This is a genomic window from Sphaerospermopsis kisseleviana CS-549 (assembly GCF_028329225.1).
In the GTDB taxonomy this organism is placed as follows: domain Bacteria; phylum Cyanobacteriota; class Cyanobacteriia; order Cyanobacteriales; family Nostocaceae; genus Sphaerospermopsis; species Sphaerospermopsis kisseleviana.
Genome location: NZ_JAQMTI010000077.1, coordinates 1 through 17,201 on the forward strand (window position 1 = coordinate 1; position 17,201 = coordinate 17,201).

At 36.6% G+C, this 17,201-nt stretch carries 13 protein-coding genes; 11 read left to right on the plus strand and 2 right to left on the minus strand.

Annotation, left to right across the window (positions count from 1 at the left end; translation table 11 throughout):
* Positions 1–157 precede the first annotated feature (157 nt).
* Both PN497_RS05310 and PN497_RS05315 read left to right on the plus strand, forming a co-directional pair.
* Positions 158–1,396, plus strand: coding sequence for a glycosyltransferase family protein (locus PN497_RS05310; RefSeq protein ID WP_096565490.1), 1,239 nt, complete (start codon positions 158–160; stop codon positions 1,394–1,396).
* 716 nt (positions 1,397–2,112) lie between these two features.
* Positions 2,113–3,609, plus strand: coding sequence for a site-2 protease family protein (locus PN497_RS05315; RefSeq protein WP_096565488.1), 1,497 nt, complete (start codon positions 2,113–2,115; stop codon positions 3,607–3,609).
* Between the two features lie 156 nt (positions 3,610–3,765).
* On the opposite strand, the gene PN497_RS05320 is transcribed toward PN497_RS05315, so the two are convergent.
* A complete protein-coding gene (locus tag PN497_RS05320; protein WP_096565486.1) occupies positions 3,766–5,499 on the minus strand; it encodes a DUF3352 domain-containing protein in 1,734 nt (577 codons plus the stop codon).
* Positions 5,500–5,539: 40 nt separating this feature from the next.
* On the opposite strand from PN497_RS05320, the gene PN497_RS05325 reads away from it, so the two are divergent.
* The 5 genes from PN497_RS05325 to PN497_RS05345 all read left to right on the plus strand — a co-directional run bounded on the left by PN497_RS05325 (position 5,540) and on the right by PN497_RS05345 (position 9,831).
* Positions 5,540–5,887, plus strand: coding sequence for a rhodanese-like domain-containing protein (locus PN497_RS05325; RefSeq protein WP_096565484.1), 348 nt, complete (start codon positions 5,540–5,542; stop codon positions 5,885–5,887).
* Between the two features lie 365 nt (positions 5,888–6,252).
* Positions 6,253–7,338 (plus strand): heat-inducible transcriptional repressor HrcA, encoded by a 1,086-nt coding sequence (gene hrcA / locus PN497_RS05330; RefSeq protein ID WP_096565482.1) that lies wholly within the window; start codon positions 6,253–6,255, stop codon positions 7,336–7,338.
* A 21-nt stretch (positions 7,339–7,359) separates the two neighbouring features.
* Entirely contained in the window at positions 7,360–8,019 is a 660-nt protein-coding gene (locus tag PN497_RS05335) for a DUF2834 domain-containing protein (protein ID WP_096565480.1), read from the plus strand.
* Between the two features lie 90 nt (positions 8,020–8,109).
* Positions 8,110–8,856: a class I SAM-dependent methyltransferase gene (locus tag PN497_RS05340; RefSeq protein WP_199291245.1), complete on the plus strand. Its 747-nt coding sequence runs from the start codon at positions 8,110–8,112 to the stop codon at positions 8,854–8,856.
* A gap of 102 nt (positions 8,857–8,958) precedes the next feature.
* On the plus strand, positions 8,959–9,831 hold the full coding sequence (locus PN497_RS05345; protein WP_096565478.1) for a Uma2 family endonuclease: 873 nt from the start codon (positions 8,959–8,961) through the stop codon (positions 9,829–9,831).
* A gap of 237 nt (positions 9,832–10,068) precedes the next feature.
* Here PN497_RS05345 and PN497_RS05350 read toward each other — a convergent pair whose 3' ends face one another.
* A complete protein-coding gene (locus PN497_RS05350) occupies positions 10,069–11,238 on the minus strand; it encodes an acyltransferase family protein (RefSeq protein WP_096565476.1) in 1,170 nt (389 codons plus the stop codon).
* A 413-nt stretch (positions 11,239–11,651) separates the two neighbouring features.
* Here PN497_RS05350 and PN497_RS05355 point away from each other — a divergent pair, with 413 nt between their 5' ends.
* From PN497_RS05355 to PN497_RS05370, 4 genes are all read left to right on the plus strand, one after another.
* Positions 11,652–12,938, plus strand: a complete 1,287-nt coding sequence (locus PN497_RS05355; RefSeq protein ID WP_096565474.1) for an FAD-binding oxidoreductase — start codon at positions 11,652–11,654, stop codon at positions 12,936–12,938.
* Between the two features lie 64 nt (positions 12,939–13,002).
* Entirely contained in the window at positions 13,003–14,352 is a 1,350-nt protein-coding gene (locus tag PN497_RS05360) for a (Fe-S)-binding protein (protein ID WP_096565472.1), read from the plus strand.
* 397 nt (positions 14,353–14,749) lie between these two features.
* Positions 14,750–15,973 (plus strand): acetate kinase, encoded by a 1,224-nt coding sequence (locus PN497_RS05365; protein ID WP_096565470.1) that lies wholly within the window; start codon positions 14,750–14,752, stop codon positions 15,971–15,973.
* Positions 15,974–16,289: 316 nt separating this feature from the next.
* The gene (locus PN497_RS05370; protein WP_096565468.1) at positions 16,290–17,075 is read left to right on the plus strand and encodes a hypothetical protein; all 786 of its coding nucleotides are present in this window, start codon (positions 16,290–16,292) and stop codon (positions 17,073–17,075) included.
* Positions 17,076–17,201: the final 126 nt, after the last annotated feature.

The following is a 17,201-nucleotide window of genomic DNA, read 5'->3' on the forward strand; positions in this document are numbered from 1 at the left end:
CTGGTGACTGGTGACTGGTGACTGGTGACTGGTGACTGGTGACTGGTGACTGGGTAATCAATTTTATTTTTACCAATTACCCATTACCAATTACCAATTACCAATTACCCATTACCCATTACCAACCATAACAAATTAAATAACTATTCAAAAAAATATGATTGATATTCTCATTCTTTCCAATGGACCAGGGGAAGTTACAACTTGGGTGCGTCCTGTCGTTAAAGCATTAAGAGAACAATTAGGATATGATATTTCTCAAGTGCGGATTTCTGTGATTTTATCACCTTGTCCTCATGCTAGTGGTAAAGAAGTAAGTATAGCTAGTTCCTATCCAGAGGTAAATAGAGTGCAAGCACCTGAGCATTTTTGGCAGTTTTTATTAACAGGAAAAACAGCCGAAAATTGGGACTGGAGAAAAAAAGGTGTAGTTGTATTTTTGGGAGGAGATCAAATTTTTCCTGTCATCATTGGTAAAAAATTAGGATATAAAACCGTAGTTTATGCAGAATGGGAAGCACGTTGGCATAATTTTATAGACTGTTTTGGAGTGATGAAACCCCAAGTGATCAAAAATGTCTCACCTCAATATGCACATAAATTTACCGTTGTCGGTGATTTAATGTTAGAAGCTGCTAAACAAGATGATATCACATCCAAAAACCAAAATCCAAAATCTAAAATTGAATTGATTGGAATTTTACCAGGTTCAAAAAAAGCTAAGTTAACTCAAGGGGTACCTTTAACTTTAGCTATTGCTGAATATATTCACTCTAAAAAACCAGAAACAAAGTTTTTTATTCCTGTTGCACCAACTTTAGATTTACCAACATTAGCCAGTTTTGCAAATCCTGAAAAAAACGAATTTACTCAAGCTTTCGGTTTTAACGGTGCATCTTTAATAGATAATTCTCTGCAAACTTCTACAGGTTTAACAGTAGAATTAAAACAAGAAAACCCTGCTTATCATTTATTATCTCAATGTGCAATTTGTCTAACTACAGTAGGAGCAAATACTGCAGAATTAGGCGCTTTGGGAATACCAATGATTGTATTATTACCTACTCAACAATTAGATGCAATGCGTTCTTGGGATGGTTTACCAGGTTTATTAGCAAATTTACCGGGTTTAGGTTCTGGTTTTGCTAAATTAATTAATTGGTGGTTTCTGAGAAATAAAGGTTTATTAGCTTGGCCTAATATTTGGGCGCAAAGTGAAATTGTACCGGAATTAGTGGGAAAATTGCAACCGGACACTGTGGGAGAAATGGTTTTAGATTTGTTAGAAAATCCTGAAAAGTTAGCAGCAATTAAAGATAAATTACGCAGTGCTAGGGGTGAAGGTGGTGCTGCACAAAAGTTAGCAGGTTTAGTGAAGGACATTATTGTAAGATGATAAAACCCACATTCCGCACTTCAAAAAGTAGTATGATTTAACTTTTAATTCAAGGTGTGCAATCAGTTAAGCTGTTACACAGCTAAATTGTATAATCCTAATATTCTGAACTCTTGTGTAACAGGCAAGATGCCTGTTCCACTTATACAAATTAAATGCACAACAGCTTATCAAAAAGATAACCAATGAAATCGTCAAACCAGAGAGAATAACTAGGGTTTGCTGAAAAAGTTATCTGTGAAAGCTAGGTGACAGGTGGTTAGTTATGTTCAATTATTTTGAATATGCAATTTTATAAAATCTTCTCTAATCAGAGTTTTTTTGGCAAATAGGTGAAAAAAATAATGCAATAAGCTTAGTTACATTTGAGTTTCTTTTTCAAAAATGCGATCGCTAAAATTTTACCTCATCCCTCAGCTAACATAACATATTGATATTTTTGATCTAGAAGAAAAACGCAATGTTTACGCCAATCAAAAAACTACCAACTTACTTGGTTATACACTGCCAGAAATTCAATCCAGAAATTCAATCAAGTGGAGAAACTTTAATACCCAGGATTTCTCATCCAGAAAATACCATAAACAATGATAGGAAAATAGTCGATAATATCATAAAATATTAAATTTGTCAATTTAGTTGAATATTCCCAAATAACAGCACTACATTATTTGGGTAGACTCCTATTTGCGTTATAGATTAGCAAAGGTTGAGCAATGTTAACTTCATCAGAAACTCCTATCATAGCGGCTGTAGTGCTAGTCGCTTTCGGCATTTTGGGTTGGGGCTTTTATCGTGCCAGACCTTTTGGTAAGCTGGGTATCTTAGCCTGGTTACAGTCTGTAGTATTAATGGCTCCCTGGCTGGTATTTTTTGGTTTGTTTGCTGCGGGCATTTATATCAATATAGCAGGTGTATTGTTATTGCTAGTGCTTTCCACAGGAATATACATCTTCTTAGGTAGACAATTACGCCAAGCTGGCCAAGATGCCATTATCAAAGCTAAGGCAACTGAAAGACTTGCCAACGAAGCTTTAGAAGCACAAACCACACCGGAAAATTCTGATCAACCTGTAGTGGTAGCAGAAGTAAAACTGGAAACCATCACCATCCCGGAAGAAGATTTAAATACCATCAAAGGTATTTTCGGTATTGATACATTTTTTGCCACAGAAACCATACCCTATCAAGAGGGAGCGATTTTTAAAGGTAACTTGCGGGGAGATGCAGAACAAGTTCACAACCGTCTCACCCAAAGATTGCAAGAGCGATTAGGTGATAAATATCGTCTTTTTTTAGTAGAAAATACAGATGGTAAACCAGTGATGATTGTGCTACCGAGTCGCACTGATCCTAAACCAATGCAGTTATCGCAAAAAGCATTTGCTGTAATTTTATTAGTAGCAACTATCGCCACCAGTTTGGAAGCTGCGGGTTTACTGCTGAATTTTGATTTATTTGCCAACCCATCAAGAGTTTCGGAAGCTTTACCCATAGGGTTGGGAATTTTTACAATTTTGATCGCTCACGAAATTGGACATTGGTTATTAGCACGTAAACACCAAGTCCGCCTAACTTGGCCTTTTTTCCTCCCAGCGGTGCAAATAGGCTCTTTTGGAGCAATTACCCGTTTTCAGTCTCTCTTACCCAACCGCAAAGCGTTATTTGATATTGCTTTAGCTGGTCCTGCTTTTGGCGGTATTATCTCTTTGATCATGTTGGTGACAGGGTTGTTACTTTCCCACCCTGGTAGTTTATTTCAATTACCCAATAAGTTTTTTCAAGGTTCAATTTTAGTCGGTAGTTTGGCGCGAGTTGTGCTAGGTTCGGCTTTACAAGCGCCTTTGGTGAATGTTCATCCTTTGGTGATAGTTGGTTGGTTAGGGTTGGTAATTACAGCTTTAAACCTGATGCCAGCCGGACAATTAGACGGGGGGCGTGTTGTTCAGGCAATTTATGGACGTAAAACCGCAGGAAGAGCGACAATTGCCACTTTAATCGTTTTAGCTTTGGTATCTCTGGGTAATACTTTGGCTTTTTATTGGGCAATAGTGATTTTCTTTTTACAACGAGATGCAGAACGCCCCAGTTTGAATGAAATTACTGAACCCGATGACGCAAGAGCCGCTTTAGGTCTTTTGGCTTTATTTTTAATGGTTAGCACCCTTTTACCATTAACTCCCGCTTTGGCTGGAAAGTTGGGAATAGGGTGATTGGTGATTGGCTTAACGGGTGATAAGGCGGTTGAAGATGAGATGTGGCAATTATTTGAGAAAATAAGGGGGGAGAAAAATCTCACAGGGGTAGGTTTTTAATATTAACTGTTCCCAGATTTCCGACTTCTTTGAGAAGTCGGGGATCTAGCTTGTCTATTTTTCTAATTGGAAGAAGACTCCACCTTTGAGTGTTTCTGCTTCCTGTCCGTAACTACTGACTGTAAGCGATCGCAAATTGTCAAACAGTGGTTTACCCAACAATTCCACAAATTTAAGTAAGGGTTGTTGACTTTCTAGAAATTCTTGGCTTTTTTTCCAATCAATATATATATAGCCTTGGTTTGGTTGAGGTAAGTTAGCAATACTATCCTGAAAGTTGGAATTTTCCATCAGGGTATGTTCTTGATGGGTAATAATTTTTTCCATCAATGCTAAGTCAGAGGTAATAATTTCATAATTATCAATGCTTGTATGCGCCCCTCTAACTTTTGCTTCAATGTTGACAGATGAATTTTCAGGAATAGCTTTTAACTCTGTCCAAACGGCAATTTTTTGATTGTTTAAAATCAAAGAACTAACATTAAATTCGTTGTTTGTGGCAATGTTATCTAATTTCGCTATACCTTGTTCTAACTGCGGTGTTTTTTCTACTACAAACACCCAATTGGGATTTATATTTTTATCTTGATTTGCCTCTTGATTTGGTAAAATTGCTAAGGCATATTCTCCACTTACCCAACTAAAAATATCCTCTTTCCAGTTTATATCCCAGCTTTTTTGTACATCTATTAAAGGTTGCATCCATCTGGCAATAGCTTCTTGAGAAGAACCATAAATAGTTGCTGTTGCTTGTTGCCAAAGTTTATCTAAGTTGCTATTGGGTAAATTACTCAAATTTGCGCCAGCAATTGCTAAACCTGCTGACTCTGGAATATACTTTAAGGCATCCACAGGTTTAGATAATGGTGTAGATACAGAAGCAACTTTTGAACTAGGTAAATTTGATCTAGATAAAAATGTGCTTTCTGCCAGCATACCTTGAGATTTTAAAACTAAAGAAAGAATTTGACTCTTATAAGTTGATTCTGCTAATTCTAAACCTTGCCATTTTGCCAATGTGGGTAATTTTAAGAAAGCTACAGCTACAGCATTTTTTGGTAGTTCTTTTACAGCTTTTTGATATTCAGAATCACTACTTAAATTCAAATTTGGTGCTTGAATATTATTAATAGCTTCTTTGACAACTTTCAGATCATTAGCAAATAAAACAAAGTCATCAATAACCGCACCAGCTAAGGAATTTTGGATTTTGGATTTGGTATTTTGGCTTTTTTTGGATGTTATTATTTCTAGTGTATCATACAGTAATTTGACACCTTTATATTGTTCTACTTCTAAATTTGTTCCTGCTAAAGTTCGTCGAGAAAATAACAGTTCAACAAACTCACGGCTTTTTTCTGGGTTGTTTGTAGCTAGTGCCATCAAATACCCTGGTTGTAACCCATTTTCTGGATCACGATCAATATCTTCACTGGTAACAGCTAAGGTAATTTCATTACTTAGCCAAGGTTTGATATCATCCTTGAAATTTATGTTAGTTTTTGCTAATAAACTATTTTTGATTTGGGAAATTTCCCCTTTTTTTTCTATTGACTGCAAACCTTCAGGATTGACTAATAAAGACACCATTGCAGGTGCTACATTAGATACAAATATAGCCGCCCCTGGTTGAGATATGGGAGTATTTAATTTTACTGGACTTTTGAATAAAAACCAGTAAAAGCCAGTAATAGCAAGTAATACAGCAACTACACCAGCTACTATAAACCTAAAAGATAAACGTTGATTATTCACATTCAACCTATTTTCTCGCTTTTCTGTCACCATGAATAGTATGACAAATATTAGGATTGTTTAGAGAAACTGCATGACTGGTCAATCTTTTACTGAAATTAAGGTTAAAGAACTAGCGGAACGTTTAGCAAATGCTGATTCTGGTTTACAGTTAATAGATGTGCGTGAACCACAAGAAGTAGCGATCGCCAAAATTGATGGTTTTGTCAATCTTCCTTTGAGTGAATATGAGCAATGGAACGGGGAAATTTTCACCCGTTTTGATGCCCATGCGGAAACCCTGGTATTATGCCATCACGGTATGCGTTCTGCTCAGATGTGTCAGTGGTTAGTTTCTCAAGGATTTACTAACGTTAAAAATATTATAGGTGGTATTGATGCCTATTCTATTTTAGTTGATCCTGTAATTCCAAGGTATTAGGGACTGGGGACTGGGGACTGGGTAATCAATTTTATTTTTCCCAATCACCAATTACCAATCACCAATAGTTAGCAATGCAACTGAAGCTAAATCTAACTTTTGTAGCTAAAAATACAGCTTGATTAAGAAATCATATAAGATAATATGATAAATAGATGAGAATTTAGCCTGTTTTATGATATGAGCTATGCTGTATTAATAATTACATAGAAAATAAGTTCTCACGGGAAGCTTTGCACTTAACTAATATAGTATAAATATATAATTTAGCATCTTGTTTTGATTAATAATCAATCTTTTTTACTGTTTCATTAACAAAATTTTTCAACCTTTGCTTAAAATTTGCCTTCAGTAAAACATATTCTATGCAATTCCAGCTGACAAATCGCCAACAACATATACTTTGGGCAACTGTACGCCATTATATCGCCACTGCTGAACCAGTTGGCTCTAAAGCTTTAATTGAGGAATTTGATCTTGGTGTCAGTTCCGCTACTATCCGCAATGTTATGGGTGTTTTGGAAAAGTCGGGGTTACTTTACCAACCACACACTTCTGCGGGGCGTGTACCTTCTGATTCGGGTTATCGTATATATGTTGATAGGTTGATGAAACCGTCGGCAGCTTTAGCTAAAGAGGTTGAATCTACTTTACAACAGCGTCTACATTGGGATGATTGGAGTTTAGAAGCTTTACTACAAGGTGCGGCGCAAATTTTGGCAACATTAAGCGGCTGTATTACGTTGATAACTATGCCACAACCCAATATAGTACAATTAAGACATTTACAGCTTTTGCAAGTTGAAGATGGGAAAGTTATGCTGATTGTGGTAACGGATAGTTATGAAACCCATTCCAAGGTAATGGATCTGTTTACAAGAGAGTCAGCAACTAAACCTGATCCAGAAACAATTGATCGAGAATTACAAATAGTTTCTAACTTTTTAAATAGTCATCTGCGTGGTTTTACACTCTTGGAATTAGCCCAGCTTGACTGGAGTGAGTTAGATCAAGAGTTTCAACGTTATGGGGAATTTTTGAAAAGTTCATTGACAGAATTACTCCGTCGTGCTGTTGCACCTTCAGCCACACAAATCATGGTGCGGGGTGTGGGTGAGGTGTTGCGTCAACCGGAGTTTGCCCAAGTGCAGCAGGTACAAACGATTATGCACTTATTGGAAGAAGAACAAGAGCAGTTATGGCGGTTAATATGTGAGGAATCGGAAATAGAGGAAACGGGTAAACCCAAGGTGACGGTGCGGATAGGTACGGAAAATCCCTTAGAACCCATTAGAACCTGTTCTTTGATATCTTCTAGTTATCGTCGGGGTGCTGTACCCGTGGGAAGTATAGGTGTTTTGGGACCAACTCGGTTAGACTATGAAAATGCGATCGCTGTAGTAGCAGCAGCAGCAGAATATCTTTCAGAAGCTTTTAGTCAAACTGCGTAAACTGTCTAAACTCGGTAAATCATGTTGAGAAAAATCTCTTTTGGTTTAATATGGCTAGGATTTCTTTCCTACGCCTTTTTATTTGCACCTCCTGATAATTTCCCAGAAAGTTTAGAGTTAATCACCAATCTTTCTACAGGAAACTGGGAAGGTATTAATCCTGCGATTATTGCCTTATTTAATATTATGGGAATATGGCCATTAATTTACAGTGCAGTGTTATTTATTGATGGCAGAAGGCAAAAAATACCAGCTTGGCCTTTTGCTACAGTTTCCTTTGGGCTTGGTGCTTTTGCACTTTTACCATATCTAGCTTTAAGAGAACCAAATCAAGAATTTACAGGTAATAAAAATTTGTTTCTGAAAATCTTTGATTCTCGCATCACAGGAATTTTATTAATGTTAGGTGCGGTGGTTTTATTTGCTTATGGTTTACAAGGAAATTGGAGTGATTTTATCCAACAATGGCAAACTAGCAGATTTATTAATGTAATGAGTTTAGATTTTTGTATGTTGAGTCTATTATTTCCTGCTTTGTTAGGGGATGATATGACGCGACGGGGTTGGAAGGATAATCAATTATTTTGGTTATTTGCTTTAGTTCCCTTTTTTGGGGCGTTGATTTATTTGTGTGTCAGGCCACCATTAAATGAACAAAAACAAGATTACCAAATGTTTTGATGCATCAGGAAATAAGTAACTTTCCACTATCACACCAAACCTGATAAAATGTTTTCAATCTAAAAATAAAAATATCTGGAATTTAAAACAATGACAGAGCAGATAAAATTGGAAATGATTCAAGAAGAAAATCTCTTAACAGCAGAGTTTTTTAACCAGCAATGGCAAATTTACCAGAAAGTGTTAAAAAACAATTACATGGGACATCGGGAAATATATAATGTACTCCATGAATTATTAGTTAAACACTGGCAAAAACCGTTTACTCTGCTTGACTTGGGATGTGGAGATGGGAGTTTCACCACTCAAGCTTTATTAAATACTCAAATTGCTGAATATACAGGAATAGATGTATCTGTTCCCGCAATAGAAGATGCGAAAAAAAATATTGCTGTTACTGGTTGTCAGGGAAATTTTATCATAGGCGATTGTTGGCAATTAACGAATGAGTTAGCGCAAAATGAACCAAATAAATTTGATGTTGTGTTTACATCTTTTGCGCTCCACCATTTGCAATTAGAAGAGAAAGAAGATGTAATAAAAAATATCAAAAATCTGCTCAAATCAGGGGGAATTTTCATTTTAATTGATGTAGTTCGTCAAGAAAATGAAGATAGAGATAGTTATGTTAAACGTTATTTAGGGAATGTGAAAAAAGATTGGACTTTAATAACTCCTCAAGAGTATAAAATGGTCGATAGTCATATTTCATCTAGGGATTTTCCGGAAACTCAATCTAATCTAAAAAGTATTTCTGAAAAAGTCGGTTTTAGTAATTTTGAATGTGTTTATCGTGATGACTTGGATACAACACAATTGTTGTGTTTTTACCTATAAAAGCGATATTGTTGTTCTTCTGAAAATCTCCAGAAATCTTCAAATACCATATTATCGTGCTACATAATAGAGATCAAAGTTGTATCTTTAGGAATACCAATAATGTATCAAACAGATCCACCACTTTCCCCTAAAGAAACATTACCAACAATGTATGATCTTCCTAGCGAAGACCCGGAGGAGAAAGGTTTGCCAGATCAATTTCATTTACTACAACCACAATTATTAGCAGACACATTTCGCCCCCCTAACTATCCTAGCAACCAAATTTTTACAGCTAGTGATATGAATTTATATTACGATGGTCGTCATCCATTGTGGCATAAACGCCCAGATTGGTTTGCGGTTGTTGGTGTTTCTTCTCTGTATGAAGAAAGAGATTTAAGATTAAGTTATGTAGTTTGGCAAGAATTTGTAAATCCTTATATTGTGGTTGAATTATTATCACCAGGAACAGAAAAAGAAGATTTAGGTCAAACTTTGCGAGATGTGGAAAAACCCCCAACTAAGTGGGAAGTTTATGAGCAAATTTTAAGAGTTCCTTATTACGCAATTTTTGATCGTTATCAATCTGAATTTAGAATGTTTGAGTTAAAGGGCGCTCATTATACTGAAGTGAATTTATCAGATTTACGTTTTTGGATTCCTGATTTAGAATTAGGTTTGGGAGTTTGGCAGGGCAGTTACAAAAATGTTAATATGCCTTGGTTACGTTGGTATGATCAAGATGGTAATTGGGTGTTAACTCCTGTGGAAGAAGAACGCGAAAAAGTTGAACAGGAACGCCAGAAAGCTGAACAAGAACGCCAGAAAGCTGAACAGGAACGACAGAAAGCTGAACAGGAACGACAAAAAGCTGAACAGGAACGCCAGAAAGCTGAACAAGAACGACAGAAAGCTGAACAAGAACGACAGAAAACAGAAAAATTAATTGCCCAACTACGTGCGCTTGGTGTTGAACCTGAATTAGATTAAATCACAGAATTGATGATGTTTGTTTACCACATTTTATAAATGTGGTTTTTTTATGTTTTTAGGAACTTCCAAACAATAAATTATCCAATCTTGTGGGATGGACTAGAAGCCCATCCGGGTTGAAGGGCAGGCAAGACTTGTACTGAGCGTGTCGAAGTATACCTACCCCACAAAAATTAATTGAATATTTTTTTATCTGGAAGTCCCTTAGTGTTTAATAGCAAAATTCATGAACAACTAAATTTTCAGAAACCAACGCCGACGATACATAAAATAAAGCACTAACCACCATAATAAAAGATTGGTGATAGCAAATAATAATGAACCATTCATATTTCCCGCCCAAGCACTAAACAAATTATCATAAATCCAGGTTTTTGTAGCTACTGCATCTTTACCACTACCTACAGAAGTTTTAACTAAAATTCTGCCCACAACCCCAGACCCAACAAAGAGAAAAATAGCATTTAAACCCATCACTTCCCAAGGAAAACCCCATTTTTTTAAACCCCGAACTTCCACCACTTCATAACACAAAGCTAATACTAATAAAGCCCAACCAGCAGTATAAACTACATAAGAACTCGTCCACAAAGATTTATTAATCGGAAATACAAAACCCCATAATATCCCAATAATTAAACACCCCAAACCCCAAATTACTAAATTAACACTCGTCCTAGTTTTAACCTGCTGTTTTTGCAACCATGAACCAGTAAAATAACCAATTAAAACCGTTACCAATGCGGGAATAGTGCTAAATAAACCTTCAGGATCAAATGGTCCACTTTGATAAAGATGTTGACTTCCTAAAATCATCCGATCAATATAACCAGCAAAATTTCCTTCAGCAGATAAATTACCCGCACCAAAACCAGGAACAGGAATTAATTGCATTGCAACCCAATAACCTAAAAGCGATATTCCTGAAAATATCCATAAACCACGTTGGGAAAGTTGTAAAACCACAAAAGCAGCAATTACATAAGTTAAACTGATACGCTGCAACACCCCCATAATTCTAATTTTACTTAAATCAATGGGTATTCCTTTTAAAGTAAAATCGAGAAAAAAAGTAAACAAAGTCAAAAATAAACCCAAAGCAAATAACACCAAACCTCGGCGAATTATTCGCAAATAAACTTGACGAGTGGGACGGTTTTCTGGTGTGTTTTCTCGTGTATATTTAGCAAAAGAAAAAGGCATTGCTACACCAACAATAAATAAAAAGAAAGGGAAAATTAAATCTGTGGGTGTGCAACCATGCCATTTTGCGTGTTCTAATGGTGGGTAGATGTAACTCCAACTACCAGGATTATTAACTAAAATCATAGAGGCGATCGCAATTCCCCGAAATACATCCAGAGAAACAAGACGCGGAAACGAATTTTTAATTACTGTTGACACAAAAAAATTCCCATCACCATCACTTAGATATTAAGGATAATACATTTTTTTAGAACTTATCAAAGCAAAAATTTTTCCTGTCATCCCAATTCTTAACAAATAACCGTAACAACACCAAAAACTCTCTTCTTCCTTCTTCCCTTCGTGTCCTACCCTTCGGGAACACCTTCGGTGAATGTACCTTCGTGGTTCGTTCATTTCACGTTTTGACCTCAAGCAAAAAATCAACTTACACATTTGGGATGCTCCCGAATCAAACAATTATCAATTGTCAATTGTCAATTATCAATTGATCAGTTGGGTATTTGCACAAAATCAAAAATTCCTCAAGATTAATTTACCAATTTTCCTCTGGTGTATGATTTTTGTTAAATTAACCAGTACATTAATAAGGAGGATAGGAAAACAAACCAATGAATGCGATCGCCTCTACCATAGCATCTATTATCAACACAGAAAACGCTGTCTTCCCTTGGGAAAATCTCGCACCCAGTCAGCAACAACGTATTCAAGCAGCGATAAACCCCAAAACCCATCCCAGTTGTATCGTTTATCCCCACACTCAAGAACAACTGGCCGCAGTCATGTCCGCTGCAAACAGCAATAAATGGTCCGTTCTCCCCTGCGGTAGTGCAAGTAAACTTCATTGGGGTGGTTTAAGTAAAAATATTGATATTGTCGTCAGTACAGAACGTATTAACAGACTCATAGAACACGCGGTAGGTGATCTAACTGTCACCGTAGAAGCAGGAATAAAATTTGGCGAACTTCAAGAAATTTTAGCCAAATATCGGCAAAATTTAGCTCTTGACCCTGCTTTTTCTCCTTTTGCTACCATTGGTGGTATTATTGCTACTGCTGATACAGGTTCTCTACGTCAACGTTATGGCGGTGTGCGTGACCAACTTTTAGGTATAAGTTTTATCCGCGCTGATGGACAAATTGCCAAAGCAGGGGGAAGGGTAGTAAAAAATGTTGCTGGTTACGACTTGATGAAATTGTTTACCGGTGCTTACGGTACATTAGGAATTATCAGTCAAGCCACTTTTCGAGTTTATCCTTTACCAGAAACATCGGGAACTGTAATATTAACTGGTAAAGCTGAAGCGATATCCCAAGCTGCTACAATTCTTCAAGGTTCTGAGTTAACACCAACTCAAGCAGATTTAATATCCAGTCAATTAGTTTCTGATTTAAATTTAGGTAGCGGAATAGGTTTAATTGTCCGGTTTCAAAGTATTAGCGAAAGTGTGAAGGAACAGTCTAACAGACTTTTGGCAATTGGTCAAAAATTAGGTTTAAATGGGGCAATTTATTCAGCCGAAAATGAGGCTAATTTATGGCAACAATTACCAGAAACAATACATAATTATGGTAATAATTCAGAAATTACTGCCAAAATAGGAGTATTACCAACTGCTGCGGTGGAGGTGATTAATCAAATTAATTTCGGGTTGATTCATCTCAATAGCGGTTTGGGTTTGGTGCGGTTAGAAAATCAAAATCAGGTTTTGAACGTGCGTGATTTCTGTCAATCTAATTCTGGTTTTTTAAGTGTTTTATCTGCACCTTTTGAAATAAAAGAAAAGTTGGATATCTGGGGTTATGATGGTAATGGTTTGGATATGATGCAGCGAATTAAGAAACAGTTTGATGGGAATTATATTTTAAGTCCTGGTCGGTTTGTTGGTGGGATTTAAGGTTTAAGAATAACGAACCGCAAAGTACGCAAAGTACGCAAAGTTAAGAGGGGAAGAAAGAGTCATGCAAGTTTCGGAAAGTTCGGTGAATAAGACTGCTAGTGTTAAGAATTTACAGGGTTTTGATCCTAGTCATCCTCCTGATCCTAAGTTGATTGATAGTTGTGTTCATTGTGGGTTTTGTCTTTCTACCTGTCCTAGTTATCGGGTAATCGGAAAGGAGATGGATTCACCCAGGGGTAGAATCTATTTAATGGATGCTATTAATGAGGGGGAAATTGCTTTAAATACTGCTACTGTTCAACATTTTGATTCTTGTTTGGGTTGTCTTGCTTGTGTGTCAACTTGTCCTTCTGGTGTGCAGTATGATAAGTTGATTTCCGCAACTCGTCATCAGGTGGAAAGAAATTATAACCGCAGTTTTTCTGATAAGTTAATCCGTCAATTGATTTTTTCTCTGTTTCCTAATCCTGATGTTTTAAGAATTTTACTTTTCCCTTTATTTGTTTATCAAAAGTTGGGGGTTTCTCAGTTATTACGCGCTACTGGGTTAATGAAAAAAATCTCTCCCCGGTTAGCTGCTATGGAGTCTATTTTACCGGAAATTACTGTTAAGTCTTTTCAGGATAATTTACCCGATATCATTCCTGCAAAGGGTGAAAAAAGATATCGTGTTGGTGTAATTTTGGGATGTGTACAACGTTTGTTTTTCTCTCCGGTAAATGAAGCAACAGTGAGGGTTTTAACTGCGAATGGTTGTGAAGTTGTAATTCCTAAATCTCAAGGTTGTTGTGCTGCACTTCCTGAACATCAAGGACAAACTGAACAAGCGAAAGCTTTAGCAAGACAAATGATTGATAGTTTTGCTGATACAAATGTCGATTTTGTGATTATTAATGCTGCTGGTTGTGGTCATACTTTAAAAGAATATGGTCATATTTTAGCTGATGATCCAGAATATGCCCAAAGAGCTAAAGCATTTGCAGCAAAAGTAAAAGATGCACAGGAATTTTTAGCAAATGTGGGTTTAACTGCGGAACTTTCACCTTTAACAGATAAACCTTTAACTTTAGTTTATCAAGATGCTTGTCATTTATTACATGGTCAAAAAATTAGTGTTCAACCCCGTCAGTTATTAAGAAAAATTCCTGGAGTCACCTTAAAAGAACCCATAGATGCAGCTTTGTGTTGTGGTAGTGCAGGTATTTATAATCTGCTACAACCAGAAGTTGCTGAAGAATTAGGTGAACAAAAAGCCCAGAATTTAATCAATACTGGTGCTGATTTAATTGCTTCCCCTAACCCTGGTTGTAGTTTGCAAATTAGTAAATATTTGCCAGGTAAGAAAATGTCTTTAATGCACCCAATGGAATTATTAGATTATTCTATTCGCGGAGAAAAACTAGAATTGTAAAACTTCAGATCCCCGAATCTTGGGGATCTTATTCCTAGATAGCAAAAATAACCACAGCAACACTAAAAAATCTCTTAAACTCTCTTACCTTTGTGTTCTTTGCGCCCTTTGCGGTTCAATCATATCAAATTTACACATTTAAGATGCTACCCAAAAATCACTATTTCATCATCTACCCCTACTCAAACATTCTGACTCCTGTACGGGCGAAGCATTTCGGTGTTCAATTCTCGATTTTTCCCTAATATTTCTGTCCGAATGCTTCGCCCCTACTGACTCCTAAATTTTTCAAATGTGCTTATTTTCAAACACTAATTTCATCTACTCGGTGGAAAACTTGCAAAAGCAATTGTAAAATCATGACAGCATCAGACCAGGTTATGTTTCCCATTATTCTATGAAGATTCTAGTCTTAAATGCCGGATCTAGTAGCCAAAAAAGTTGTTTGTATGACATTACAGATGCAACTCTTCCCCAAGAAGCACCAAAACCTCTTTGGGAAGGGAAAGTTAACTGGACTCAAGACCGTGGTGTGGCTGAAATTGAGGTAAAAACCGCCACTGGTGAAACACTGCAAGAATCTATTTATGGTGACTCCCGCAAAGCCCATGTAGCATATATGCTGTATACTCTTACTCGTGGTGCTACCAAGGTACTGAGTAATTTATCAGAAATTGATGTGGTAGGACATCGTGTAGTACATGGTGGCTTAAATTACCGCAATAGTGTTATAATTAACGAGGATGTTAAACAGGCGATCGCTAATCTTTCAACCCTTGCCCCAGCCCATAACCCAGCGGCTTTGGAAGGCATAGAAGCCATTGAGCAAAGCTTGGGAGATGTTAAACAAGTAGCAGTATTTGATACAGGTTTTCATAGCACCTTACCGGATGCTGCTGCCGTCTATCCCGGTCCTTATGATTGGGTAGAGAAAGGTATCCGTCGCTACGGCTTTCATGGTATCAGTCACCAATACTGTGCGAACCGTGCAGCGCAAATTCTTGGTCGAGATTTGACAGACCTGCGTTTAATCACTTGCCATTTAGGTAACGGTTGCTCTTTAGCTGCAATTAAAGAAGGTCGCAGTATTGATACCACTATGGGATTTACACCTTTAGATGGTTTGATGATGGGAAGTCGTTGCGGTTCAATTGATCCAGGAATTTTAATCTATCTATTGCGTCAGTCTGATTACTCAGCAGAAAGCTTAGATTATGTTTTAAATAAAGCTTCTGGTCTACGGGGAATTTCGGGTGTTTCCAGTGATTTACCTCAAGTTCTGGCAGCAATTGAACAAGGTAACTATCGTGCTAAACTAGCTTGGGATATTTACGTACATCGGTTACGGACTGGTATCGGTTCGATGTTGGCTAGTTTGGGTGGTTTAGATGCGTTAGTATTTACCGCTGGAGCAGGTGAAAAATCTCCATTAATCAGACAAGCAGCTTGTGAAGCGTGGGAATTTTTAGGATTGAAAATAGACTCGGAGAAAAATAAACAGCAACCAATTGATGTAGATATTGCTACACTTGATTCTAATGTGCGAGTATTAGTTATACACACACAAGAAGATTGGGCGATCGCTCAACAATGTTGGCAGTTATGTCAAATTAAACAGTAAAAATGTTGAATCTAATTTAATTAAGGATTATCTTCAAGAGAATTTTACCAAGTTTTGGTAGTAACCACTTGAGCAAATGTGGTATCAACACTATTAAAACTAAATGTACAGGGTTAAAGTTGTATCAAAATCTTATTGTTGGTTATATTGGTTTTTTTTTCTAGTCTTTTTTAAAAAACTTAACTTTAATATAAGTATTTTAACGTAAATGTAAGTTTATATTAAACATTTCCTATTGTCAATCTGTTACGAACTTGTTCCAAAGCCAGGTAAAATATACAATCAGGTAAATTTGCTGAGAAAGCTAAGAAAAATTATGTTGTTATCTCGTGAATTTATTATTACGCCTTTAGTAGCTTGTTTCTGCATATTAGGAATTAGTTTAAGTCAATTTCCGAGATTGCAAGAACTTATCAACAGCGAACAATCTATGTCTGTGGAAGCTTTGGAAAAAGAACAACAAAAAGAAGCTTTACGTTTGAGTTTACTGCAACAAATACCCACTTTTGGTTATGATAACCTCATTTCTAATTGGGTATATATTGACTTTTTGCAATACTTTGGTGATGATCCCGTTAGAGATAAAATAGGTTATAGTTTAAGTCCAGAATTTTTTGCAATCATACTTAAACATGACCCGAAATTTAGAGAAGCTTATCTTGGTCTTTCTGTTAGTAGTTCTTTATATGCAGGTATGCCAGAAAGAGCTATTAAATTAATGGATAAAAGTCTAAAATCCCTATCTCCTAAAATCCCAGAAAAATCTTACTATATCTGGCGTTATAAAGGCACAGATGAGTTATTATTTTTAGGTGACTCCCAAGCCGCAAGTAAGTCTTTTCTCAAAGCGGCAGAATGGGCTAGTGAATACGATGATCAAGACAGTAAAAATGTAGTTTCTCTGTCCCAATCTACTGCTAAATTTCTAGAAAGAAACCCTGATAGTAAGTATGCTAGAATTGCCAGTTGGGGCATGGTTTTACAAAATAACGTAGATGAAAAAACCCGCAACCGTGCAATTCAAGAAATTGAAAATTTAGGTGGTAAAATAGTGATTAATAATCAAGGATTACCAACTGTAACTTTCCCAGAAAAAGATTAAGGTAATTGATAATTGATAATTGATAATTGATAATTGATAATTGATGACTGGTAAAAATAAAATTGATTACCCAGTCACCAGTCACCAGTCCCCAGTCCCCAGTCCCCAGTCCCCAGTCCCCAGTCC

Coding starts and splice junctions, on each gene's coding strand:
- PN497_RS05370 (WP_096565468.1), top strand. CDS start 16,290: ATGTTGTTATCTCGTGAATTTATTATTACGCCTTTAGTAGCTTGTTTC.
- PN497_RS05315 (WP_096565488.1), top strand. CDS start 2,113: ATGTTAACTTCATCAGAAACTCCTATCATAGCGGCTGTAGTGCTAGTC.
- hrcA (WP_096565482.1), top strand. CDS start 6,253: ATGCAATTCCAGCTGACAAATCGCCAACAACATATACTTTGGGCAACT.
- PN497_RS05355 (WP_096565474.1), top strand. CDS start 11,652: ATGAATGCGATCGCCTCTACCATAGCATCTATTATCAACACAGAAAAC.
- PN497_RS05335 (WP_096565480.1), top strand. CDS start 7,360: ATGTTGAGAAAAATCTCTTTTGGTTTAATATGGCTAGGATTTCTTTCC.
- PN497_RS05310 (WP_096565490.1), top strand. CDS start 158: ATGATTGATATTCTCATTCTTTCCAATGGACCAGGGGAAGTTACAACT.
- PN497_RS05325 (WP_096565484.1), top strand. CDS start 5,540: ATGACTGGTCAATCTTTTACTGAAATTAAGGTTAAAGAACTAGCGGAA.
- PN497_RS05320 (WP_096565486.1), bottom strand. CDS start 5,499: ATGGTGACAGAAAAGCGAGAAAATAGGTTGAATGTGAATAATCAACGT.
- PN497_RS05360 (WP_096565472.1), top strand. CDS start 13,003: ATGCAAGTTTCGGAAAGTTCGGTGAATAAGACTGCTAGTGTTAAGAAT.
- PN497_RS05345 (WP_096565478.1), top strand. CDS start 8,959: ATGTATCAAACAGATCCACCACTTTCCCCTAAAGAAACATTACCAACA.
- PN497_RS05340 (WP_199291245.1), top strand. CDS start 8,110: ATGACAGAGCAGATAAAATTGGAAATGATTCAAGAAGAAAATCTCTTA.
- PN497_RS05365 (WP_096565470.1), top strand. CDS start 14,750: ATGAAGATTCTAGTCTTAAATGCCGGATCTAGTAGCCAAAAAAGTTGT.